This window comes from Flagellimonas aquimarina, assembly GCF_003149745.1.
Taxonomy (GTDB): domain Bacteria; phylum Bacteroidota; class Bacteroidia; order Flavobacteriales; family Flavobacteriaceae; genus Flagellimonas; species Flagellimonas aquimarina.
This window is the reverse complement of record NZ_QGEG01000002.1, coordinates 1174431-1197388: the sequence shown is the minus strand read 5'-3', so window position 1 is coordinate 1197388 and position 22958 is coordinate 1174431. Positions and strand designations below refer to the sequence as shown.

Sequence of the window (22958 nt, the reverse complement as noted above, 5' to 3'; positions counted from 1 at the left end):
ATTTTCTTAATTAACTAATTTTGTTGAAAATATTAGCGCAATGAGTAAAGTAAAATTAGACGAAATTGATCACCAGATATTGGATATGTTAATAGATAATACCCGTACACCATTTACGGATATTGCTAAAAAGCTTTTGATTTCTGCTGGTACTGTTCATGTTAGGGTAAAGAAAATGGAAGAATCCGGAATAATAAAAGGTTCTTCACTCACCCTGGATTATGTAAAACTTGGGTATTCCTTTATAGCATATGTTGGTATCTTTCTTGAAAAGACCCATCAAACAAAATTTGTTTTGGAACGCCTTAACCAAATTCCTTACGTTACCGTTGCTCATATCACCACTGGTAAGTTTAATATTTTTTGTAAAATAAGGGCCAAGGATACCACGCATGCAAAGAACATCATCTTTAAGATTGATGACATTGATGGCATAAGTAGAACAGAAACAATGATTTCATTGGAAGAAAGCATTAATGACAAGAAACGTCTAATGCATACTATTTTCAACGAATTGTAATCTTTAATTCATTTTCTTAATTATCATGCTGAGCTCAGATTTACCTGTTTCTGAATATAATCCCTATTACCATACCTATATCAAAGCATTGGGGGATGTTCACTTGTTGGATAGCCTTGAAGAAGGGAAAAATGATTTTTCATCTTTCATGGAAGAATTTCCAGAAGAAAAGCTTAATTATTCCTATGCTGAGGAAAAATGGACACTGGCAGAGGTTTTAATGCATATCATTGATGCCGAGCGTGTGTTTCAATACAGGGCATTAAGATTTGCAAGAAACGATAATACTCCTTTAGCTGGCTTTGACCAAGATGTTTATGTGCCAGAATCAAATGCCTCAAGAAAAACAAAAAAGGGAATTCAGGACGAATACCAAGCAGTAAGAAACGCTACAATTAGTCTTTTTAAATCTTTTGATGATAGCGCCTTAAAGAGAATAGGGTTTGCCAGTGACTCTCCAATGAGTACAAGGGCAATAGGCTTTATCATATGTGGGCACCAGGCCCATCATTTAAAAATAATCCGAGAACGCTATATTTAGGTTAGAGTAGTTTTTTTTATAGGCTATCCGTTTCTAAATCACCATCTGATTCTAATTCTTGATTAGGGAATTCACCTTCTTCAGAATCAAGAACCATCTCTGGTTTTACATTCTTATCTAATTCTTTTTCAATGTTCTCTTCAAAATTTGCGATGAACTTAGAGAGACTCTTGCTTATTTTAACTAAATAGACTGCACTGTCTGTTTTTACTTCTACAGCTTCAATGATGTCACCATTTGGTTTTTTAAGGGTAATAATGTCCTCATCGCCATAACCGTAGGGATAAGAATCTATAAGAGTTGCTGCGACCTTATGGTCTAATTTTTTGTAATCTATCAATATTCGTTTCATACTGGATGGTTTTTGATTTCCTATCCTAAGCTATGAATTTTTAAATCTGATAAATCCAAAGAGTTGTCAATATCAATTTTTAGTATATCTACTTGCTATTCTGCGTAGTAAGCAAATGCTTTGTTAAAAAGGTCATGGGGAACTTTAATATCGGTAAGGGCGGTTCCTATTTCTTGAAGCAGTACAAAATTCACATCACCGTGCGAATTTTTCTTATCATATTTTAAAAGCTTTAGGATGGCTTTAATATCTGCAGTGTCAAAAGAAACACGTCCAAAATGTTTTAAAAAAGTTTCCTTTACTTCCTGAACAGACAATTTGGACAACCCTTTTAGCTCATGTGAAAGATAGCTTTCCAGAATCATTCCTATCGCGATTGCCTCACCGTGTAAAAGCGTTTCCCTTTCTGGGTTTTCCAAGCAATAAGATTCAATGGCATGACCAAGTGTATGTCCAAAATTCAAAATCTTTCTTAAACCCAGTTCTGTAGGATCTTGGATGACCACATCATTTTTTATGGCAATGGATTTTTTAATGCAGAGCGCATCTGTAAATTCATTCTTTTCTTTAAGACCCTTCCAATAATCGGCGTCCATAATTAGACCATGCTTCAACATTTCCGAGTATCCGCTTTTTAGTTGCCGGGTTTCCAATGTTTTAAGAAACTCAGGGAATACAAGTACCATTTGAGGCTGATTTATGACCCCAATCTGATTTTTTAACGACCCTAAATCCACTCCGGTCTTTCCCCCGATAGACGCATCTACCATAGATAATAGGGTAGTGGGAATATTTATAAAATCTATGCCACGCTTAAAAGTAGATGCCACAAATCCACCCAAATCTGTTAGAACACCCCCGCCAAGATTTAATAAAAGACTTTTTCTATCTCCATTATGGTGAGATAACAATTCCCAGACCTTGGAACAAGTAGCTATATTTTTGTGATTCTCCCCAGATTGGATTTCCAAAATCACATCTGCCCTTTCACCAAGTTTTTCTTTAAAAATGGGCAAGCATTTCTTTTTAGTGTTCTCATCTACTAAAACAAACACCTTAGAGTAATTGCTTTTTGCAATGTGTTGTCTAAGAGCAGCTTCTGCCAGTTCCTCTAAGTGGACTTCGTATGAATGCGATTTTATGGATTCCATAATCAAATTTGCGCTGCTAAATAAAGACTATTTTTATAGATAATGTTCTAAAATCACTACTTATATTTGAATCTTTAATAGATTGATAATAATGTACCCAAATTTTGAGAATACTGCAATAGCATTTCAATTAAAAACGGACTCGGAATTAGAACGCGCTTATTTCCTGTTTAAACTCATTGCAAATGAACCATTGGTGAAAATAGGAACAGCTGTCACCAATTTTGCCATTAAGGCACATCTTCCAATTGAAGGTTTAATTAGGGCTACGGTTTTTGATCATTTTTGCGGTGGTGTAAGTGAAGAAGATTGTATGCCAATTATAGACAAAATGTACGAGAGTGGAGTATGCTCCATTTTGGATTATTCTGTTGAAGGCAAAGAAATGGAAGATCAATTTGATTTTGCTTTGAACAAGACTTTGGAAGTCCTAGATTTTGTAAAGGAAAAAGCAGCTATTCCATTTGCAGTATTTAAACCCACAGGATTTGGACGTTTTGAACTATACGAGAAGGTATGTGCTGGTAAGGCGCTAAGCGATGCTGAATCTGAAGAATGGAAACGTGTCTTGAACCGTTATGACCAAGTGTGTAAAAAAGCCCATGATCTTGACGTATGCTTGTTGATCGATGCAGAAGAAAGTTGGATGCAAGATGCTGCTGATGTTATTTCCTTGGATATGATGAGGAAATATAATAAAGAAAAAGCGGTTGTGTTCAATACCATACAAATGTACCGATGGGACAGGATGGAGTTTTTAAAGGAATTGAATGACACTGCAACATCTGAAAACTTTAAAGTTGGATTGAAGGTAGTGCGCGGCGCCTACATGGAGAAAGAAAACGAAAGGGCAAAGGAACAGGGTTATAAAAGTCCAATATGCGAATCAAAGCAAGCAACCGATGAAAATTTTGATGCCGCTATTGCTTATATGATGAATCATTTGGACACTATTTCAATTTTTGCCGGCACACATAATGAAGAGAGTTGCTTAAAGCTAATTTCTCAAATGAAGGATGAGGGTATAAAGGCTTCCCATGCCAATATCTGGTTTGGGCAACTCTATGGAATGAGCGATCATATTACTTACAATTTAACGGCAGAAGGCTACAACGTCGCCAAATATGTTCCCTACGGACCAGTTAAAGATGTTATGCCCTACCTTATAAGAAGGGCAGAAGAAAATACCTCGGTTGCTGGGCAGACTACTAGGGAACTGGGATTGCTACAAAAGGAAAAGAAAAGACGAAAGCTTGATCTTTAGTTTTATTACACCCCAAAACTTCTATTATTTAAAGTAGGTTGTTCTCGTGATTTCTGTTGTTTTGTGAATTTTTCACAAACTCAAGGTTACTCTTTTAGTACTAAACTTTGTTTTAGTTTTTTTAATTTAAGTCAATTTATAAATGGATACTACAATTTATAAATTGAGCAAAATCTCAGTTGCTATTCCCTAAAATTTCTAACAATTTCATGACATCAAATAGTTTGCAGAAAAGCAACACTATTAATCCTAACTAAAAAACTGAGTCATGAAAAAACTTATTTCTAAGTTGTTTGCAACCCTATTCACTGTAGTATTTTTTATTAGCTGTGAAACGGAAAAAGTAGAGATTATTAAAGAAGATATAGATTCATCGCCTGTTGAGTATCTTGATGGATATCCCTTTGCTGGTAAAAACTTGAACATTGATGAAATCCCAGATATTAAAGAATATATTTTTTCCAAAGCTGGCAAAGATATTTTTAAAGAGGAATTAATTGAAAATAAAAAGGAAGGGGTAAAAGTTGATAGTGAAAATGTTAGAAAAACATGGGACGAGAATGGGAATATAAATTATAGTTTTCAATTTGACTATGAAGGAGGGCAGTCAAATATGTTTTATAATTTGATTGTTGGAGTGTCCTCGGAGGGAATAAAGCAAGAACCTTATGTTTTAAGTTATGAAATAAATGAGGGGAACTTTGAAGATTTTTATGACAACAACGTTCCAGGCGGAATGGATTTTTCAAAATTCAATGGAACTATCAACCTCAACCCATTTGAATATTTTTTCCCTGATGGCAATTATTTAAAAAGCGATTGCCAAACACATGATTCAAACGGAGACCCAATAAATTGTGAGCAAATAATAATTGATGGAGGGTCTTCTGGGAGCAGTGGTTCAGGAGGCTCATATGGTGGTGTGCCAGTCAGCTATACGACAATCATCTATCATATAATTCCAGATGGTAGAGTATACGAATTTGGCTCGAGAAGTGTGTGTCAACACCCTGGGGATTGCTTGGTTGTAATGGTCTATAACCCTAGTACCTCAGCAATGCAAAAAAGTGCTAAAGCGGATTGCGATAGTTGCGAAGTTTATCCAACCGCTGGAGTAGGGATTAATTACCATTCTGCTGTAGGTGCTTTAGGGTTTAAACTGCAGTTGGATGTTACTAGAAAACTTGCTCTAAACGAAGAGGCCCAATATGCAACCAAGTTGAATCATTTCTTGATTGCCGAAAATCACTCTCCAGCCTCATTAAGTTTTGCCAAAGAATTGGTTGAAGGTCTTTTGGATCCCATTGAGCAATTTGCCGCTAAAATGACCATTGATGTAATCTCCTATGATAAAATTGATGGTCCCTACGATTCTCAATATTATGATCTAATAAACCAATATGTAACAGTTGATACAACGGACCCGGCTACAATAAATGCCTTTGCAGCCAACTTTGCAATGCAATGCGCAATAATAAAACTGGAGAACCATAATTGGCCCGATTGGAAGGTTTATTGGGAAGCGTCAAGAGAGATGGTACATCTTCTGTTGGATGTAGGAGGTTTAGTGCCAGTAATAGGAGAAGTTTGCGATTTAGTAAACGGGTTTATATACACTATTGAAGATGATGGGGTTAATGCCACTCTCAGTTATGCCGCGGCCATTCCAATAGCAGGTTGGTGGGCTACGGGAGCCAAGTATGCCAAAAAGTTGGTTGATCTAGGTAATGGATCAAAAACTACATTGAAATGGGTAGTTCAGGCAAATAATATAATTTCTTTTGGTGATAGAGGGCAATTGGCTAAGATTCTAAAAACAAAAGGTACAGGTAACCATGCGCACCACATAATTCCTTGGGAATTCGGAAATCTAAATATTGTTCAGCAGGCGGCTAAATCCAAAAACGCTTTTCATATGAATGAAGCTTTAAATGGGCTTCCCTTCAATGCCTCAAATCACTTGCTAGGTCATCAATCCTATAACACAAAAGTTGGAACAATTTTGAGTAATATAAGTAGTTTAAATCCAGGGATGAGTGATTTACAAGCTTATAATGAATTAACTTCCTTTGCAAATTACATGGAAAACTTGATTTCCAGTAATCCAAATCTTAACTTGGGACAAATAGCAGATTTAATCAGTTACCCATAGAAATGGAGTATTTCTTTTTGCAGCAAAGTACACGAACTAAAGAAGTTGGCATTTTGCCCCAGTGGGAAAGCTATAAAATAAAAGGAGATCTGAACCAATTACATGGAACCGGCCCAATTGAGGGAATGGTGAACCTACCCGAACCCATTTTGCGTAAAAAAGCAAGGCCAACTACTTATTTAGATATGACCGTGGTGGCCAACTCATTGGTGTATATGGTGGTGAAGCAGCACTTTTTAAATTTTCTCATGAAATTTAACATTGGAGAATACCAAACATGGAATTTAAAAATCCATCATAAGGGAAAAGTTTTGGAGGACTATTGTGTTGTATATTTTAGTCATCCTGCAAAATGTGTAGAATATGATTTAAGTAATTTTTACACAGGGAAAATTGATGATTGGCGTTACAATGGGAAGGAAATCAATATTGCTGATCAGGATGAATTCTTAACAATGGCGAAGGATATGTACACGGCTGGTTTAAAGATTAAATCAAAAAGTATGGTCTTGAATTTTTCTAAAATAAAGAAAGATATTGTCAGAATAGCAAACGTACCTTTTGGATCAGGATATTATATTTCTGAAAATCTTAAGAACGCCATACTTGAACAAAGGTTCACAGGAATGGAGTTTATTCCTTGCGAAGAACTTTGGAATGGAAGGATAAAGGCAATTTATTAAAAACTTAGCTTCAAACTAAAAAAAGTATGCCGTCGTAGGGAATACAATACTGATCATGTAGTTTTATGGTTCTTTTTGAGTTGCTTTAAAAATACTCCAGGAGTCACCCCAATCTTAGCTTTGAACACCTTATTGAAAACAGCCAAAGAATTAAAACCGTATAGCTCGGCAATTTGAATCATGGATTTTCCTTTATAGGCATCAGGATTATTCTTTAGGTGGTTGATTGCGTAGGTTATGCGAAGATCTTTTAGATAGCTTGCAAAATTGAGACCTTTATATGTGTTCGCTACTTTGGACAAATAAGTGCTGTTGGTGTTCAGGGTTTTGGCCAAAGATTCTTGATTTACCTTGCCATCTAAGAAACCTTTTTCTTTTTCCCAATGATCTAAATTTTTCAGTATTTCTTGAAGAATACCCTCATCAATATCAATTGTAGACTTCTTGGAATTTTCCGAAAAATCCCCTGCCTTTAACTCAACGGGTTGCTCTAGCGCAAGTGCTAGTCTTTTTTTTATGTTGCGATACTTCAAATAGTACCCTGACAGCCCAAGAACCAGTGTTCCACAAATAAAATAAAATAGTTGTAGGCGTTTGCTTTTAGAAGAAATAATACTGTTCAACAATGATTTTTCTTGTTGTTGCAGAGGCAAATCAAATTTCTTTAAAGTGATTTCTCGCAAACGTTCTTGTGTACGCGCTAGAAGACTATCATAATAAACCAGCCTTTTAAAGTACTCCTGTTCTTTATCTTTATCATTATTGTCGATTGCATCCTTAAGTAAAAATCTGTAGACTTCGTTGGCATTATCAAAAAGTGGATAATTTACGGCGCTCATGATGCTGTCAAAGGACCTAAAATATTCTTTTTTTAAATCTAACTTACCAAGTTTACCTTCAATTTGGCCAAGATAAAACAGTTTGTCCGCCCTAGAGGTACCAGTGGTGTTTTTTACATATTTTGATAAGGTATCCTTAGCTCTTAAAATATCTCCACTATGATAATCCACCTCCGCCGAAATTTCTCGTAAATCTTGAAGTATATTAGTATTCTTAGTTTCAATTGCCATTTTGATGGCTTTTTTTAAATATAATCTTGCAGAGTCAACTTTTTTTGAAAATGTATAACACCTCACCATATTTTGTAGACCATATAGGTGATAGAATCTGTAATCAGCTATTGCATTTTGATTTTTTTCTATAAAATCCAAGGTTTTGTTTTGAAGTAAAATAGCCTCACTCTCTTGTCCAAATTCAGCTTTTAGATTGGCGAGTTCAGACAATGTCATAATCATTAATTCTTTGTCATTAACTTTTTTGACAAAATGAAAGCTTTGAATCAAGGTTTCGGTTGCTTGTTCATCTTTATAATTACTATAAAAAATCGCGCTTTTTGCATACAAAACCCTTCCCATGAACTCGTTGTATTTTGCTTTGTCCAACTGATTCATACTATTTACAATAGTAATTGCCGAATCCAGACTTTTAAGGCCATCCTCAAAATTCAAGTCCCAGGCCCTATAACGATAGGCTTGTGCTAACTCAAGTGTGTCTTTTTCCTTTTTTGCCTTTGCAACATGAATATCAAAATACTTATCCAGATAGTTCTGATCTGCGTTATACCAAATAGTTTTTAATTCTTCAAAGGTAATTTGGGTGCCCTTTTCTTCCTCACCACTTTGAGCCATACTACATTGTAATGTTATGGTTGTAAGAGTAAAACAGCTCCAAAAGAATTTTGTAAGAATAAATCGCATATGTTTTTGTGATAAAAACTTTATTAGAACATCAGAAATATAAAGTTAATAATGTACAAAAGAGAAAGAAACTGAAGAAAGGCTAAGTAGAATTGACCAGTGGATAGATTAAAACAACCATTGTGTCTGTTAAAGGACTGAAACCATGTTTTTTAATCATTAGCAACTATGACTTTTTCAATCATAACATTATCTGTGCAATTTTTTGCCCATAGTACCCAATCTTTTCCCTCTACCGTATTTGTGATAAAGTAGGTTTTACAAGGTTTTGATTTGGTGTCACTTTTACCAAAATCTATGTTTCCTACTTTTAAGAAAGACTTTACCATGAGCGAGTCCTTGGTCGTGGTTCCAATATTCTCAGAGAAAACAAGGGGTTTAGACCTCATATCTTTTAGAACTCTGCAATTGGGAAAATAGCAAAACTCCGTTCCCGTTTCATCCGATTTCTTTTTAAGGAAGAAAACAAGAAATACTATTCCAATGGACAGTCCTACAAGGTACCATCCCAAACGTTTTAAAAATGCCATGCTGTTTTAAAAAATAAGAAAATTAATATCATTGTAAGTAAGGCTAAACCAATCTCCAACAGATTTGTTGGTTAAAATACCATGATACATGTAAAGGCCATTACGCAACCCTTTGTCAAAACGGAGTGAATGCTCCAAGCCTCCGTCTTCGCCAATTTTTAATAAATATGGCGTAAAAATATTACTTATAGATATTGATGATGTTCTAGGGTAGCGAGATGGAATATTAGGTACGCCATAATGAATTACATCGAACTTTTCTATGGTAGGTTTGGTATGGCTTGTTACTTCAGACGTTTCAAAACAACCGCCCATGTCAATGCTAACATCAATAATTACAGCACCTTTCTTCATATTCTCTACCATAGTACTGGATACGACAATAGGGGAGCGGTCTTGTCCTCTTGTGGCTCCAATGGCTACATCACAACGCTTAAGAGACTTTAAAAGATTTTTAGGTTGAATGGTAGACGTATATACTGTTTGGTTCAGGTTGGTTTGAATGTTACGCAGTTTGGTTATGGAGTTGTCAAATATTTTAATGTTTGCCCCAAGTCCAAGCGCGGAACGCGCTGCAAATTCACCAACGGTACCCGCCCCAATAATTACAACTTCTACAGGAGGCACTCCACTTATATTGCCAAACATTAAGCCGTTGCCCTTATTGGTGGTCGCCATTAATTCTGCCGCTATCAAGATTGAGGAAATACCAGCAATCTCACTTAACGAACGTACTGCAGGATATTTCCCGTCCTCATCTCGTATGTATTCAAAAGCAATGGCAGTAAGTCTTTTTTTGGCCATGGCCTCAAAATACTCTTTGGACTGTGTTTTGATCTGAAGCGCAGAAATAATTATCGTCTGTGGATTAAGCAAATCGATTTCAGATAGGGTAGGTGGTTCTACTTTTAGAATCAAGGGACAGGAAAAGACTTTTTTGGTGTCTCTGGTAATTTCTCCGCCAGCATTGGTATAATCAGCATCTGAAAAATTGGCGCCATCCCCGGCACCAGATTCAATCAACACTCGATGTCCGTGGGCGGTAATTGCGTTTACCGCATCTGGCGTAAGACATATACGTTTTTCCTGATATTGGTTTTCTTTGGGGAGTCCAATAAAAAGCTCTCCTTTTTGCTTTAGAATTTCTAAAGTTTCTTCTTGGGGTAAAAGTTGCTGCTTGCTAAATGGAGAGGATGGTTGATTCATAAAATGAAAATCTGAGAATAACTCTGGATGAGCTTTAAAGCAAATTTACATTTTTTTTGAAAGGGTCTGGTGACGCTGTTCCAGTTTCTCGCGTTCTTTGCGGAGTTCTTCTTTTTCCTTCAATATTTGCAGCTCGGTATTCATAGAGTCTAAATCTATACCGTGCACATGCTTGTCAAATAGTTTTATCCTTATAAAATATACTATAGGCACAATTACCATGGTGACCGCAACAATATACAGTATTTCATTTTCATCAACTTTTGAGGAATCAGAAGCAAAAGAGGAATATAATTGAAAAGCATACATTGAAATTGGGATTAAAATGGTATGATACCACCAATTTTTGCAGGTAACAAACCAAAAAACCAAAAGTACTAAGGGAACCAATTTTGTAAGGTAGTAATACAATGCCGTTCCTGCATCTCCAAACCCATTTGAAGTTAAACTGAAAATTAGGAGATCAATTTTTTCTTTTCCGTCAGGAATATATTTATATGAATAAAAAACAATAGGGGTGATTGCAATAACCAAAGCAAGAATCCCTTCAAGAATCAGTTTGTTCCTTATTTGTTTTCTTTCCTTCATAATATAAGGATAACTACAAATACTTAAATTTATTGTAAAAAAAAACCCTTCCATTGAAAGGGTTTTTTAATTTAAAAAAGTAAAAAAGACTATCTGCCTTTTATAATTTTACTTTTTTCAATACTAACTGTTTGATCTTGGTTAATATCAACAACGTCGGTAGAAACCGCAGTCATTGCCAAGAAAGCAACAGCCAATAATCCAAAAAATAGTCTTTTAGTGTTCATCGTAAAAGAGTTTTTGGTTAATAAATGAATTCATTTCAAGAACAAATGTAGGAAAATTTCCCAACCTACAATGCATTTCAACGATAAAAAGTGTATTTAATCCTAAAAAGGCGACTTTTTATCGACAGATTTGCAGTTCATCGAAACTGAGGAGAAGATATGTTTTAATAAAATCAATCTAGACTAAACTCGACTGAGCGAGTGTTTTCATCGATAAAGTGTAAGTAAACAGATACAGCATCTTCAGGCAATAATGAAGTAATTTTTTCTGGCCATTCTATAAATATCCAACCATCGGAGTTGAGATAATCCTCAAAGCCCAGATCCATGGCTTCAACCTCATTTTCTATTCTATAAAAATCAAAATGAAAGGCCAGAAGTTCATTGTTTTTATTTTGATATTCATTTACCAAACCAAAAGTTGGGCTATTGGCCAAGTCTATTCCACCAAGTTCTTTCACTATGGCTTTTATTAATGTGGTTTTACCCGCACCCATTTCGCCATAAAGGCAAATGATTTTACCAGGGGTATATTTTAGCAAGTCTTTGGCGACCTGATCTAATTCTTCAAGCTTAAACGTAATCTTCAAACTATATTATTTTGGGTCCAAAACTACAAAAGGAACAATAATTTCTTCCAATGATACACCACCATGTTGGTATGTGTTCCTGTAATAGCTAACATAATGATTGTAGTTGTTGGGGTATGCAAAGAACAAATCATTTTTGGCAAAAATATAGCAGCTACTTAAATTAATATTTGGTAAATGAACACTTTGTGGATTTTTGGTGGCCAATACATCTTTGTTCTCATAGGTAAGGCTTCTCCCTGTTTTATACCTTAAGTTAAGACTGGTTTCCCTATCGCCAATTACTTTAGATGGCTGTTTTACGTTTATAGTACCATGATCGGTTGTTAGAATTAATTTCATTCCCATATTCTGAGCTTGTTGTATAATGTCTAACAAAGGAGAATTTTTGAACCAGCTTAGAGTTAGAGAACGGTATGCTTTATCATTGGAAGCCAATTCTTTTATCACCTCCATTTCAGTTTTAGAATGAGAGAGCATGTCTACAAAATTGTACACAAGTACAGTTAGGTCATTATCTTTTTGGGATTTAAAATTTTGAGCTAATTGTTTTCCTTGCCTAAGGTTGCTGATTTTGTGGTACTCCCATTTTAAATTTACCCCCAGTCGTTTTAGTTGGGCTCCAAGGAACTCTGCTTCAAACAAATTCTTACCACCTTCATCTGTATCGTTTTTCCACCAATTTGGATGTTGTTTTTCCATGTCCAGCGGCATCAGACCAGAGAAAATGGCATTTCTGGCATATTGCGTTGCTGTTGGAAGAATGCTATAATAGGACGCCTCTTGTTTTTTCTTGTAATGCACTGCCAGTGTTTCTTCAAAAGCAACCCATTGGTCATACCTTAAATTATCTATAACAATTAATAAAGTCTTGTTGCCATCCAATTCTGGTTGAATCTTTTTTCTAAAAAGTGTATGAGACATTACTGGACCATCACTGTCCTTAAACCAATCACTGTAATTCTTGTCCACAAATTTGCTAAACTGTGAATTGGCTTCAACTTTTTGCGATTCTAAAATTTCGAACATTCCAGAATCTTCAATTTCCTCTAATTGCAGTTCCCAATAAATAAGTTTTTTATAAAGATCTGCCCACTCCTCATGGCTGTTGACCATGGATAGGTCCATTGCAATTTTTCTGAATTCTTGTTGGTAGTTGGATGTGGTCTTTTCTGAAACCAAACGAGAGTTGTCCAAACTCTTTTTTAAAGAAAGTAATATTTGATTTGGATTTACTGGCTTAATTAGATAGTCGGCAATTTTAGAACCAATCGCCTCATCCATAATATACTCTTCCTCACTTTTAGTGATCATTACCACTGGGATGGAAGCATCATGTTTTTTAATCTCGGTTAAGGTTTCTAAACCAGAAATACCGGGCATATTTTCATCTAAGAAAACAATGTCAAAAAATGTGTTTTTTATTTCTTCCAACGCATCTTGACCGCTCTGACTGGTAACTACCTTGTAGTTTTTGTTTTCAAGAAAGAGGATATGAGGTTTTAACAGATCGATCTCGTCATCGACCCATAGAATGGTGATCTTGTTCATATAGTAGTTATCTTTGTGTAATTAAAACAAACTTCCTTGGCCCAAACCAATAAGCTTAAAGTCTTTAACGATCCAATTTACGGTTTTATTGGAACTCCAAATGAACTTATTTTTAGTCTGATAGCCCACCCTTACTTTCAAAGATTGCGTAGGATTTCTCAAATGGGCATGTCTTATCTGGTATATCCGGGGGCACACCATACAAGATTCCACCATGCGCTTGGGAGCATGCACCTTATGACCAAGGCCATTCAAATACTTAAATGGAAAAATATTGAAATTGAGCCAGATGAAGAAACGGGATTACTTTGCGCTATTTTGTTGCATGATATTGGCCATGGACCTTTTTCTCATGCGCTGGAAGGATTCATAGTTCCTGAATTAAGCCATGAAGAAATTTCGCTGCAATTTATGATGGAGCTTAATAAAGAATTTAATGGTCGATTAGAAACAGCAATCGCCATTTTTAAAGGAGAATATCCCAAGCCGTTCATGAACCAATTAGTATCCAGTCAGTTAGATATGGATAGATTGGATTATTTAAAAAGAGATAGCTTTTACTCTGGAGTAACGGAAGGAAACATAAATTCTGAAAGACTTATTTCTATGTTGAATGTTGTTGATGGGCATTTGGTTGTTGAAGAAAAAGGGATATACGCAGTAGAAAAATTCTTAATGGCCCGTAGATTTATGTATTGGCAGGTTTATCTTCATAAAACAGGGTTGGTCGCGGAGCAATTACTGGTTCGTATCATGCGAAGAGCCCGTGAACTTTTAAGAGGAGGAACTAAATTATACGGAAGCCAATCGTTTTTGTTTTTCCTTAACCAAAACAGCAGCATTGTCTTTGACACCAGTATTTTGGAGAAATTTGCTCAATTGGATGATATAGATGTTATGGCAGCGATAAAGTCTTGGCAATTCCATGATGATCTGGTACTCTCCAAAATGTGCAAAATGTTACTTAACAGAACATTGTTGAATGTGAAGATTAAAAACAAGCCCATTGATTCGCAAAAGCTTGAGGAAAAACGTTATAATCTTATTCAACATCAAGGCTTCAAAAGGGAAGAGGCAGAATATTTTGTGTTCAGCGGAGAGATCACAAACAAGGCCTATAATGAAAACCACCAAACCATCAATATTCTCAAAAAAAACGGAAAGGTCACGGACGTTTTAAGGGAATCGGATCAGTTAAGTCTAAAAGCGCTATCCAAAACGGTTACAAAATATTATAGCTGCTATCCAAAAGAACCTGTTTAACAAATTTTGTTACTTTTGCTGAAATGAAATTTACAGCCACCCAAATTGCCGGAATTTTAGAGGGAGAAGTTGAGGGTAATCCTCAAATTGCTGTGCATAAGTTATCTAAAATAGAAGAAGGGGAAAAAGGCTCTCTTACTTTTTTAGCAAACCCTAAGTACACGTCTTTCATCTATTCAACTAAGGCTTCAATCACCATAGTAAATAAAGATTTTATTCCAGAACAGGATTTGTCAACAACGCTAATAAAAGTTGAGGATGCATATAAATCTTTTTCCAAATTATTGGAATATTACAATCAGGTAAAAAATAACAAGGTTGGCATTGAAACTCCAGCTTTCGTTTCAGAAAGTGTTGTTTATGGCGAAGGGTTTTATTTAGGAGCGTTTTCCTATTTAGGAGATAATGTAGAGATAGGGAAGAATGTTAAGATTTATCCTAACGTATATATTGGAGATAATGTGACCGTTGGTGATAATGTTGTGGTATTTGCAGGTTCAAAAATATATTCTGAGTCTGTTGTAGGCAATAATTGCGTGATTCATAGTGGTGCAATCATTGGTGCAGATGGATTTGGATTTACTCCAAATGAAAATGGAGAATATAGCAAGGTGCCTCAAACAGGTAATGTCATTTTGGAAGATAATGTAGATGTTGGTGCGGGCACCACTATTGATCGAGCAACTTTGGGTTCCACAGTGCTTAGAAGAGGGGTGAAGTTGGATAATCAAATACAAATTGCGCACAATGTTGAGATTGGAGAACATACTGCTATAGCTGCTCAAACAGGGATTGCAGGGTCTACCAAAATTGGCAAAAACTGCCTGATTGGTGGGCAAGTTGGTATAGTTGGACATATTACCATTGGTGATAGGGTAAGAATACAAGCCCAGTCTGGAATTGGCAGAAACGTAAAGGATGATGAAGTCCTTCAAGGGTCGCCCGCGTTAAATTATGGTGACTACAATAAATCATATGTACATTTTAAAAATTTACCAAAGCTGGTAAATAAAATCACCAACCTTGAAAAAAAAGTTGAAGGTGAACAAGAATAAACAATGCACAATAAAAAATAATGTAACGCTAGAAGGAGTAGGGTTACATACGGGTGAGAACGTTACGATGACTTTTGTTCCGGCAAAAGAAAATCATGGATTTGCTTTTAAAAGAGTGGATTTGGAAGGTGAACCCATAATAGAAGCTGATGCCAACTATGTTGTTAATACACAGAGAGGCACCAATTTAGAAAAGAACGGCGTAAAAATCCAGACATCAGAACATGTTCTGGCCGCTTTGGTTGGTTTAGGAATAGACAATGTTGTAATTGAATTGGACGCACCAGAACCGCCCATAATGGATGGGTCTTCAAAGTTTTTTGTAAAAGCCTTAGAAGAAGCCGGAATTGTAGAGCAAGAGCAGGATCGTGAAGAATATGTAGTAAAAGATGTTATTTCGTATAAAGACGAGGCTACTGGTAGTGAGATTACCGTAATTCCTTCCGATCAATATCAAATCACAACAATGGTCGATTTTGGAACTAAGGTTTTGGGTACTCAAAATGCTACTTTAGAGCAAATTTCTGACTTTAAGGAAGAAATTGCGGATGCCCGTACATTTAGTTTCTTGCATGAGCTGGAAATGCTTCTTGAGCATGGACTCATTAAAGGAGGAGATCTTAACAACGCTATTGTATATGTGGACAAGGAGATATCAGAATCCACAATGAAAAAATTGGAAAAGGCTTTTGATAAAAAGAAGTTATCAGTAAAGCCAAATGGGATACTGGACAACTTAACCTTGCATTACCCAAATGAAGCTGCACGTCACAAATTACTGGACGTGGTAGGAGATTTGGCCTTGGCTGGAACTAGAATAAGAGGAAAGGTTATTGCCAATAAACCAGGACATTATGTAAACACACAGTTTGCGAAGAAACTATCTAAAATAATTAAAATCGATAAAAGGAATAAAGTTCCGAGCTATGATTTGAACCAAACACCTCTTATGGATGTTACACAAATCATGAATATGTTGCCTCATAGACCACCTTTTTTGTTGGTGGATAAAATATTGGAGCTTTCTGACACTCATGTGGTTGGCGTTAAAAATGTGACCATGAACGAGCCTTTCTTTGTAGGTCATTTTCCAGGAGCACCTGTAATGCCAGGTGTTTTACAGGTAGAGGCAATGGCCCAAACTGGAGGGATTTTGGTTTTGAGCACGGTTCCAGACCCAGAGAATTACCTTACTTTTTTTATGAAGATAGATAATGTAAAATTTAAGCAACAAGTGGTTCCGGGAGATACTTTAATATTTAAATGTGATCTAATTTCCCCGATTCGCCGCGGAATCTGCCATATGCAAGCCTATGCCTATGCCAATGGAAGATTAGTCTCAGAAGCTGAATTGATGGCGCAAATTGTAAAAACTAAAAACACAGAATCGTAAATGAATCAGCCTCTTGCTTATGTTCATCCCGGTGCTAAGATTGCCAAAAATGTTGTCATAGAACCTTTTACTACTATACATAACAATGTAACAATAGGAGAAGGAACTTGGATTGGATCCAACGTTACAATAATGGAAGGCGCACGCATCGGAAAAAATTGCAACATTTTTCCTGGAGCAGTTATTTCTGCAACCCCACAAGATTTAAAATACCAAGGAGAAGAGACAACTGTCCATATAGGTAATAATACAACTATACGGGAATGTGCCACCATAAACAAGGGTACATCTGACCGTATGAAAACGGTAATAGGGAATGATTGCTTAATCATGGCCTATTGTCATATTGCTCACGACTGCTTTATTGGAGACGGATGTATTTTTAGTAACAATTCTACATTGGCAGGACATGTAACCATTGGAAAAAATGTTGTTTTGGCAGGTATGGTCGCTGTGCATCAATTCGTTTCTATAGGTAATCATGCATTCGTTACTGGTGGTTCATTGGTAAGAAAAGATGTACCTCCTTTTGTGAAAGCTGCTAGAGAGCCACTTTCTTATGTTGGCATCAATTCAATAGGACTACGAAGGAGAGGATTTGAGGCCCACAAGATTAGAGAGGTTCAAAACATTTACCGCATACTTTATCAAAGAAATTATAATAACTCTCAAGCCGCTTCCATCATAGAAGCAGAAATGGAGGCTACTCCGGAACGAGATGAAATCCTGCAATTTATCAGGGATTCGCAAAGAGGAATTATGAAAGGTTATTTCAGTTCAAACTAAAATTATGGCAAGCACTTCAGATATAAGAAAAGGATTGTGTATTAAATACAATCATGATATTTTTAAGATAGTAGAATTTCTTCACGTAAAGCCTGGTAAAGGGCCTGCTTTTGTTCGTACAAAATTAAAAAGCGTTACCACAGGAAAGGTGATAGACAATACTTTTTCTGCAGGTCATAAAATTGAGGACGTAAGGGTTGAAACAAGATCATATCAATATTTATATGCCGAAGGCGATACCTTCCATTTTATGAATACAGATGATTACAACCAGATTACACTTGAGAAAAATTCTTTGGATTCTCCAGACCTACTTAAAGAAGGAGAAGTGGTCACTATCCTTTTTAATACGGAAGACAGTATGCCCCTTTCTGTTGATATGCCAGCAAGTGTTATTCTAGAAGTTACCCATACTGAACCTGGGGTAAAAGGGAATACGGCAACAAATGCGACTAAACCAGCTACCGTGGAAACCGGGGCAAGAATCAATGTACCCCTTTTTATTAATGAAGGCGATAAGATAAAAGTTGAAACGGAAAAAGGTACATATATGGAAAGGGTAAAAGAATAACCTGAATGAAATTTCCAAGAACGTACACTTTAAAAGAGATATCAGAAATAATTGACGCTGAGTTTGTTGGTGATTCCAGTTTTGCAATACAAGGAATAAATGAAATCCATGTTGTAGAGAAAGGAGATATTGTTTTTGTTGATCATCCAAAGTATTATGATAAAGCATTGGAATCCAATGCCTCCGTAGTGTTAATTAATAAAAAAGTTGATTGCCCAGAAGGAAAGGCGCTTCTAATTTCTGATGACCCGTTCAGGGACTTTAATAAACTCACCCATTTTTTTAAGCCTTTTAAAAGAGCTTCCAGTTCCATTGCTGAAACAGCGGAAATTGGGAAAAATACCGTCATCCAACCGAACACCTTCATTGGTAATCATGTGAAAATTGGAAATGATTGTGTCATTCATGCCAACGTTTCAATTTATGATGGCTGCGTTATTGGGAACAATGTTGTTATCCATAGTGGAACCGTGCTTGGTGCTGATGCATTCTATTATAAGAACAGACCTGAAGGTTTTGATAAATTGCTCTCCGGTGGAAGAGTGGTGATAGAAGATAATGTGGATATTGGGGCATCCTGTACTATTGACAGAGGAGTTACGGGAGACACTACCATAAAAGAAGGCTCTAAACTTGACAATCAAATTCAAGTGGGGCATGATACGGTAATAGGCCAAAAATGTTTGATTGCTTCTCATACAGGAATAGCTGGCTGTGTAGTTATTGAAGACGAAGTAACACTTTGGGGCCAAGTTGGGGTTATTAGTGGAATTACCATAGGTAAAGGAGCTGTTGTATATGCACAATCAGGAGTGGCACAAAGCCTGCAGGGTGGAAAAACATATTTTGGTAGCCCAGCAGGGGAAGCCCGGGCAAAAATGAAGGAATTGGCCACTATTAAAAATATCCCATCGCTACTTAAAAAAGTCAAAGGAAATAGCAAATAAAATACTTTAAATATTATGGACAAAACCATACTTTTGTCCAGCGTTATAATCAAAAAAATATGAGTGTTCTAGTAAATAAAGATTCAAAAATTATTGTTCAAGGTTTCACAGGGAGCGAAGGAACATTCCATGCAGGTCAGATGATCGAATATGGAACCAATGTTGTAGGTGGTGTTACTCCTGGGAAAGGTGGACAAGAGCACTTAGAAAGACCTGTTTTCAATACCGTTGAAGATGCCGTTGAAGAAGTAGGTGCTGATACAACTATTATTTTTGTCCCGCCAGCATTTGCTGCAGATGCAATTATGGAAGCGGCCAGTGCCGGAATTAAAGTTATTATTACAATCACTGAGGGCATTCCTGTTGCTGACATGGTAAAAGCCAATGATTACATAAAAGACATGGACTGTACGCTTGTAGGTCCTAACTGTCCAGGTGTCATTACTCCCGGGGAGGCTAAAGTAGGAATCATGCCCGGCTTTGTTTTCAAAAAAGGGAACATTGGCATTGTCTCCAAATCAGGAACGTTGACTTACGAAGCGGCAGATCAAGTGGTACGTCAGGGATTAGGAATTACCACTGCAATTGGAATAGGTGGGGATCCAATTATTGGAACAACAACAAAAGAAGCTGTAGAACTTTTAATAAATGACCCAGAGACCGAATGTGTGGTCATGATTGGTGAAATTGGAGGTCAATTAGAAGCAGATGCAGCCAAATGGTATAAAGAAAGCGGAAGTAAAAAACCTATTGTTGGCTTTATTGCTGGAGAGACCGCTCCTGCCGGAAGAACAATGGGGCACGCAGGTGCTATAGTAGGAGGTAGTGATGATACCGCTCAAGCCAAAAAACAAATCATGCGAGAATGCGGTATCCATGTAGTGGATTCACCTGCAGAAATAGGTGTTAAAGTAAAAGAAGTGATTGGGTAACCAAGCGTTAAAACTATTGTAAATCCCGTGTAATACGGGATTTTTTTTCGTCAATACGTAAAACAAAAACTATATTTGATTATCAACCAGACGACTAAATTTTGAACATTATGAAACTTTTAGAGGGCAAAAATGTAATCATTACCGGAGCTAGTAGAGGAATAGGAAAAGGAATAGCCCAGGTATTTGGACAACATGGAGCGAATGTAGCTTTTACATATAGTTCTAGCGAAGCACCAGCTTTGGAACTGGAAAAAGAACTTTCAGGCATGGGAGTTAAAGCAAAAGCTTATAAAAGTAATGCCGCAAGTTTTTCAGAATCAGAGGAATTAGTGGCAAAAGTACTAGAGGATTTTGAAAGTATAGATGTACTTATCAACAATGCAGGAATTACCAAGGACAACCTTTTAATGAGAATGGGTGAAGAAGATTTTGACAAGGTGATAGAAATTAATCTAAAATCTGTTTTCAATATGACCAAGGCTGTTCAACGAACCATGTTAAAACAGCGTAAAGGGTCAATAATCAATATGAGCAGTGTAGTAGGGGTGAAAGGCAACGCTGGACAGACCAACTATGCAGCTTCCAAAGCAGGAATGATAGGGTTTACAAAATCGGTGGCCTTGGAACTTGGATCAAGAAATATTCGTTGCAATGCAATTGCTCCAGGTTTTATTGAAACTGAAATGACCGATAAGCTAGATGAAAAGACTGTTCAAGGTTGGAGAGATGCAATTCCATTGAAAAGAGGTGGAAGCCCAGAAGATGTGGCCAATGCCTGTTTATTCTTGGCTTCGGATTTATCTGGTTATGTTACAGGGCAAGTTCTCAATGTTGATGGTGGTATGTTAACCTAAAATGAATGGAAATAAACACGGTACTTCTTATTGTTTTGGCAGCGGTTGCTGCACTTTCTACCGTATTTTTCCAATATTTTTATAAAAATTCCAGAAAGGGCAGTCTTAGGACTATCCTAGCAGGGCTTCGGTTTATCTCACTATTTTGTGCTTTGCTCTTGTTGATCAATCCAAAGTTTACCACGCACGAATATTTTCTTGAGAAAGCCAACCTAATTGTGCTAGTGGATGATTCATCTTCAATGAAAGATGCTTCTGAAGAAAATCTTGTTGAAAGTCAAGTAGAAAGGGTCTTGGAAAATGAAAATATAAAAGATCGTTTTTCTATTCAACAATATACCTTTGGCACTAAGGTTCTTCAAACCGATTCGTTGCGTTTTGACAAAAACCACACGGATATTTCCAACGCACTTTCTACTATTGATGAAATATTTATAGGTGGCGCCAATGCGGTATTACTTTTTACCGATGGCAATCAGACCTTGGGGAAAGATTACGAATACATAGACCTGGCTGAAGACTTGGCCGTTAACCCCATTATTGTTGGTGACACCACTTCTTATGAAGATGTTTTAATAGGGCAGGTAAATGCCAACACCTATGCTTTTCTCAAAAACAAATTTCCTATTGAGGCTACAGTGCTTTACAAAGGCTCAAGGTCCGTATCCAGAACAGTGACGATATCCTTGGATGGTAAATCTGTTTATAAACAGAACATCGAACTGAACAAAAACAGAAACAGCCAGACCATAAATGCTTTGATAAAGGCAGAAAGTGTAGGGGTAAAGTCAATTAAAATAGATATCCAATCCCTTGAAAATGAAAAGAACGTCATCAACAATAGCAAGGAGTCCGCTATTGAGGTTATTGATGAAAAAACCAATGTAACTATTATTTCAGATATTCTTCATCCTGATATAGGAGCATTAAAAAAATCAATTGAAACTAATGAACAGCGTTCGGTTACTATTTTAAAACCCACCGTTTCAATTGATAAGTATAGAGATGCAGATATCTTCATACTATATCAGCCCACACGCAGGTTTAAAAATGTTTATGAGCATCTTTCAAAGGTAAGAGCTAATATTTTTACCATTACTGGAACAAAAACCGATTGGGGGTTTTTAAACCAAGTTCAACAAAGTTTTTTCAAAGAGGATTTTAATCAGAACGAAGAAATAATACCCATTCTTAATAAAACATTTTCAATTTTTGGAGTTGGGGAGTTCAACGTTCTCAATTTTCCCCCTCTACAAAGCAATTTGGGAGATATAGACCTTAAAAAGAATTCTGAAACTGTTCTTTTTCAGCAAATTAGAGGAGTGGATTTAGATAAGCCTTTGTTTGCCATTATGGCAGAAAACAAGCAAAAGGAAGCCGTCCTATTTGGAGAAAACATTTGGAAATGGCGTGCTCAAGTTTATAGAAACACCAAAGACTTTAGAGAGTTTGATGACTTTATTGGCAAGCTGATGATTTATTTGGCTAGCGATAATCAAAAGAGCAGACTAGAACTAGACTTTGAATTGGTATTTGAAGATTCCAGTACTGCAAAGGTTAGAGTTTCTTACTTTGATGAAAGCTATAATTTTGATCCCAACTCAAACATCAGCATCAAAATTGATGGAAAGGAAAATGGTTTTTCCAGAGAAGCCCCTATGTTGTTAAAAGGGTCTTTTTTTGAAATTGACCTTAGTGATTTGGATGCTGGTGAATACACATTTGAAGTTACCGTGAAAGGAGAGAACCTAAAACGTTCGGGGTCTTTTAAAATCCTTGATTTTAATCCCGAAAAGCAAATGATATCTTCAAATTACAATAAACTAAAAAAGCTTGCGGATAATACAAAAGGAGGTGTCTACTTTCCAAATGATTTGAATTTATTGATAAATAATCTGTCCAGCACTGAACAGTACGTTCCAATCCAAAAGAGCAAGCAAAATGTCGTATCTTTAATCGATTTTTGGGTCTTGTTGGCCATTATGACTTTGACCTTGACTTTAGAATGGTTTATTAGAAAATTTAACGGATTAATATAAAAT

23 protein-coding genes are annotated in these 22958 nt (G+C 36.4%); 14 read left to right on the top strand and 9 right to left on the bottom strand.

Going from position 1 to position 22958, the window contains the following annotated elements:
• Window positions 1-40: 40 nt before the first annotated feature.
• Together DKG77_RS12285 and DKG77_RS12280 are read left to right on the top strand one after the other, a co-directional pair.
• The gene (locus tag DKG77_RS12285) at window positions 41-520 is read left to right on the top strand and encodes an Lrp/AsnC family transcriptional regulator (protein ID WP_055392737.1); all 480 of its coding nucleotides are present in this window, start codon (window positions 41-43) and stop codon (window positions 518-520) included.
• Window positions 521-545: 25 nt separating this feature from the next.
• Window positions 546-1061, top strand: coding sequence for a DinB family protein (locus DKG77_RS12280; protein WP_109663361.1), 516 nt, complete (start codon window positions 546-548; stop codon window positions 1059-1061).
• Between the two features lie 16 nt (window positions 1062-1077).
• Here the strand turns inward: DKG77_RS12280 and DKG77_RS12275 are convergent, their stop codons facing one another.
• Window positions 1078-1413 (bottom strand): hypothetical protein, encoded by a 336-nt coding sequence (locus DKG77_RS12275; protein ID WP_109663360.1) that lies wholly within the window; start codon window positions 1411-1413, stop codon window positions 1078-1080.
• Window positions 1414-1508: 95 nt separating this feature from the next.
• On the bottom strand, window positions 1509-2564 hold the full coding sequence (gene aroB / locus DKG77_RS12270) for a 3-dehydroquinate synthase (protein WP_109663358.1): 1056 nt from the start codon (window positions 2562-2564) through the stop codon (window positions 1509-1511).
• A gap of 91 nt (window positions 2565-2655) precedes the next feature.
• Between aroB and DKG77_RS12265 the strand changes: the two genes are divergently transcribed.
• The 3 genes from DKG77_RS12265 to DKG77_RS12255 all read left to right on the top strand — a co-directional run bounded on the left by DKG77_RS12265 (window position 2656) and on the right by DKG77_RS12255 (window position 6663).
• On the top strand, window positions 2656-3828 hold the full coding sequence (locus DKG77_RS12265; protein ID WP_109663356.1) for a proline dehydrogenase family protein: 1173 nt from the start codon (window positions 2656-2658) through the stop codon (window positions 3826-3828).
• Window positions 3829-4096: 268 nt separating this feature from the next.
• Complete coding sequence (locus DKG77_RS12260) at window positions 4097-5980, top strand: AHH domain-containing protein (protein ID WP_109663354.1); 1884 nt, start codon at window positions 4097-4099, stop codon at window positions 5978-5980.
• A gap of 2 nt (window positions 5981-5982) precedes the next feature.
• The gene (locus DKG77_RS12255) at window positions 5983-6663 is read left to right on the top strand and encodes an Imm43 family immunity protein (protein ID WP_109663352.1); all 681 of its coding nucleotides are present in this window, start codon (window positions 5983-5985) and stop codon (window positions 6661-6663) included.
• 53 nt (window positions 6664-6716) lie between these two features.
• Here the strand turns inward: DKG77_RS12255 and DKG77_RS12250 are convergent, their stop codons facing one another.
• From DKG77_RS12250 to porX, 7 genes are all read right to left on the bottom strand, one after another.
• Window positions 6717-8351, bottom strand: coding sequence for a helix-turn-helix domain-containing protein (locus DKG77_RS12250; RefSeq protein ID WP_165819392.1), 1635 nt, complete (start codon window positions 8349-8351; stop codon window positions 6717-6719).
• Between the two features lie 221 nt (window positions 8352-8572).
• On the bottom strand, window positions 8573-8950 hold the full coding sequence (locus DKG77_RS12245; RefSeq protein ID WP_109663348.1) for a hypothetical protein: 378 nt from the start codon (window positions 8948-8950) through the stop codon (window positions 8573-8575).
• A gap of 6 nt (window positions 8951-8956) precedes the next feature.
• Window positions 8957-10156 carry an alanine dehydrogenase gene (locus tag DKG77_RS12240; protein WP_109663346.1) on the bottom strand — a complete coding sequence of 400 codons (1200 nt, stop codon included), beginning with the start codon at window positions 10154-10156 and terminating at the stop codon, window positions 8957-8959.
• Between the two features lie 45 nt (window positions 10157-10201).
• Window positions 10202-10744: a hypothetical protein gene (locus tag DKG77_RS12235; protein WP_109663793.1), complete on the bottom strand. Its 543-nt coding sequence runs from the start codon at window positions 10742-10744 to the stop codon at window positions 10202-10204.
• An 89-nt stretch (window positions 10745-10833) separates the two neighbouring features.
• On the bottom strand, window positions 10834-10971 hold the full coding sequence (locus tag DKG77_RS17010) for a hypothetical protein (RefSeq protein WP_165819391.1): 138 nt from the start codon (window positions 10969-10971) through the stop codon (window positions 10834-10836).
• A 173-nt stretch (window positions 10972-11144) separates the two neighbouring features.
• Window positions 11145-11561 carry a tRNA (adenosine(37)-N6)-threonylcarbamoyltransferase complex ATPase subunit type 1 TsaE gene (gene tsaE / locus DKG77_RS12230; protein ID WP_109663345.1) on the bottom strand — a complete coding sequence of 139 codons (417 nt, stop codon included), beginning with the start codon at window positions 11559-11561 and terminating at the stop codon, window positions 11145-11147.
• Window positions 11562-11567: 6 nt separating this feature from the next.
• Window positions 11568-13112 (bottom strand): T9SS response regulator signal transducer PorX, encoded by a 1545-nt coding sequence (gene porX / locus DKG77_RS12225; protein WP_109663344.1) that lies wholly within the window; start codon window positions 13110-13112, stop codon window positions 11568-11570.
• 36 nt (window positions 13113-13148) lie between these two features.
• Between porX and DKG77_RS12220 the strand changes: the two genes are divergently transcribed.
• From DKG77_RS12220 to DKG77_RS12180, 9 genes are all read left to right on the top strand, one after another.
• On the top strand, window positions 13149-14375 hold the full coding sequence (locus tag DKG77_RS12220) for an HD domain-containing protein (RefSeq protein WP_109663342.1): 1227 nt from the start codon (window positions 13149-13151) through the stop codon (window positions 14373-14375).
• A gap of 23 nt (window positions 14376-14398) precedes the next feature.
• Window positions 14399-15430 (top strand): UDP-3-O-(3-hydroxymyristoyl)glucosamine N-acyltransferase, encoded by a 1032-nt coding sequence (lpxD, locus tag DKG77_RS12215; RefSeq protein WP_109663341.1) that lies wholly within the window; start codon window positions 14399-14401, stop codon window positions 15428-15430.
• Complete coding sequence (locus DKG77_RS12210; protein WP_109663791.1) at window positions 15411-16823, top strand: bifunctional UDP-3-O-[3-hydroxymyristoyl] N-acetylglucosamine deacetylase/3-hydroxyacyl-ACP dehydratase; 1413 nt, start codon at window positions 15411-15413, stop codon at window positions 16821-16823. The genes lpxD and DKG77_RS12210 overlap by 20 nt, the downstream gene beginning before the upstream one ends.
• A complete protein-coding gene (gene lpxA / locus DKG77_RS12205; RefSeq protein WP_109663339.1) occupies window positions 16824-17609 on the top strand; it encodes an acyl-ACP--UDP-N-acetylglucosamine O-acyltransferase in 786 nt (261 codons plus the stop codon).
• 4 nt (window positions 17610-17613) lie between these two features.
• Complete coding sequence (efp, locus tag DKG77_RS12200; protein WP_109663337.1) at window positions 17614-18180, top strand: elongation factor P; 567 nt, start codon at window positions 17614-17616, stop codon at window positions 18178-18180.
• Between the two features lie 5 nt (window positions 18181-18185).
• Window positions 18186-19127 (top strand): UDP-3-O-(3-hydroxymyristoyl)glucosamine N-acyltransferase, encoded by a 942-nt coding sequence (locus DKG77_RS12195; protein WP_109663336.1) that lies wholly within the window; start codon window positions 18186-18188, stop codon window positions 19125-19127.
• 59 nt (window positions 19128-19186) lie between these two features.
• Complete coding sequence (sucD, locus tag DKG77_RS12190) at window positions 19187-20059, top strand: succinate--CoA ligase subunit alpha (RefSeq protein ID WP_109663334.1); 873 nt, start codon at window positions 19187-19189, stop codon at window positions 20057-20059.
• A gap of 110 nt (window positions 20060-20169) precedes the next feature.
• Entirely contained in the window at window positions 20170-20916 is a 747-nt protein-coding gene (fabG, locus tag DKG77_RS12185) for a 3-oxoacyl-[acyl-carrier-protein] reductase (RefSeq protein ID WP_109663333.1), read from the top strand.
• 5 nt (window positions 20917-20921) lie between these two features.
• Window positions 20922-22955 (top strand): vWA domain-containing protein, encoded by a 2034-nt coding sequence (locus tag DKG77_RS12180; RefSeq protein ID WP_109663331.1) that lies wholly within the window; start codon window positions 20922-20924, stop codon window positions 22953-22955.
• The last annotated feature ends 3 nt before the right edge of the window (window positions 22956-22958 follow it).

Coding starts and splice junctions, on each gene's coding strand:
- sucD (WP_109663334.1), top strand. CDS start 19,187: ATGAGTGTTCTAGTAAATAAAGATTCAAAAATTATTGTTCAAGGTTTC.
- aroB (WP_109663358.1), bottom strand. CDS start 2,564: ATGGAATCCATAAAATCGCATTCATACGAAGTCCACTTAGAGGAACTG.
- DKG77_RS17010 (WP_165819391.1), bottom strand. CDS start 10,971: ATGAACACTAAAAGACTATTTTTTGGATTATTGGCTGTTGCTTTCTTG.
- DKG77_RS12280 (WP_109663361.1), top strand. CDS start 546: ATGCTGAGCTCAGATTTACCTGTTTCTGAATATAATCCCTATTACCAT.
- fabG (WP_109663333.1), top strand. CDS start 20,170: ATGAAACTTTTAGAGGGCAAAAATGTAATCATTACCGGAGCTAGTAGA.
- DKG77_RS12180 (WP_109663331.1), top strand. CDS start 20,922: ATGGAAATAAACACGGTACTTCTTATTGTTTTGGCAGCGGTTGCTGCA.
- DKG77_RS12285 (WP_055392737.1), top strand. CDS start 41: ATGAGTAAAGTAAAATTAGACGAAATTGATCACCAGATATTGGATATG.
- DKG77_RS12235 (WP_109663793.1), bottom strand. CDS start 10,744: ATGAAGGAAAGAAAACAAATAAGGAACAAACTGATTCTTGAAGGGATT.
- DKG77_RS12265 (WP_109663356.1), top strand. CDS start 2,656: ATGTACCCAAATTTTGAGAATACTGCAATAGCATTTCAATTAAAAACG.
- DKG77_RS12250 (WP_165819392.1), bottom strand. CDS start 8,351: ATGGCTCAAAGTGGTGAGGAAGAAAAGGGCACCCAAATTACCTTTGAA.
- DKG77_RS12255 (WP_109663352.1), top strand. CDS start 5,983: ATGGAGTATTTCTTTTTGCAGCAAAGTACACGAACTAAAGAAGTTGGC.
- DKG77_RS12245 (WP_109663348.1), bottom strand. CDS start 8,950: ATGGCATTTTTAAAACGTTTGGGATGGTACCTTGTAGGACTGTCCATT.
- DKG77_RS12275 (WP_109663360.1), bottom strand. CDS start 1,413: ATGAAACGAATATTGATAGATTACAAAAAATTAGACCATAAGGTCGCA.
- lpxA (WP_109663339.1), top strand. CDS start 16,824: ATGAATCAGCCTCTTGCTTATGTTCATCCCGGTGCTAAGATTGCCAAA.
- DKG77_RS12195 (WP_109663336.1), top strand. CDS start 18,186: ATGAAATTTCCAAGAACGTACACTTTAAAAGAGATATCAGAAATAATT.
- efp (WP_109663337.1), top strand. CDS start 17,614: ATGGCAAGCACTTCAGATATAAGAAAAGGATTGTGTATTAAATACAAT.
- lpxD (WP_109663341.1), top strand. CDS start 14,399: ATGAAATTTACAGCCACCCAAATTGCCGGAATTTTAGAGGGAGAAGTT.
- porX (WP_109663344.1), bottom strand. CDS start 13,112: ATGAACAAGATCACCATTCTATGGGTCGATGACGAGATCGATCTGTTA.
- DKG77_RS12240 (WP_109663346.1), bottom strand. CDS start 10,156: ATGAATCAACCATCCTCTCCATTTAGCAAGCAGCAACTTTTACCCCAA.
- DKG77_RS12260 (WP_109663354.1), top strand. CDS start 4,097: ATGAAAAAACTTATTTCTAAGTTGTTTGCAACCCTATTCACTGTAGTA.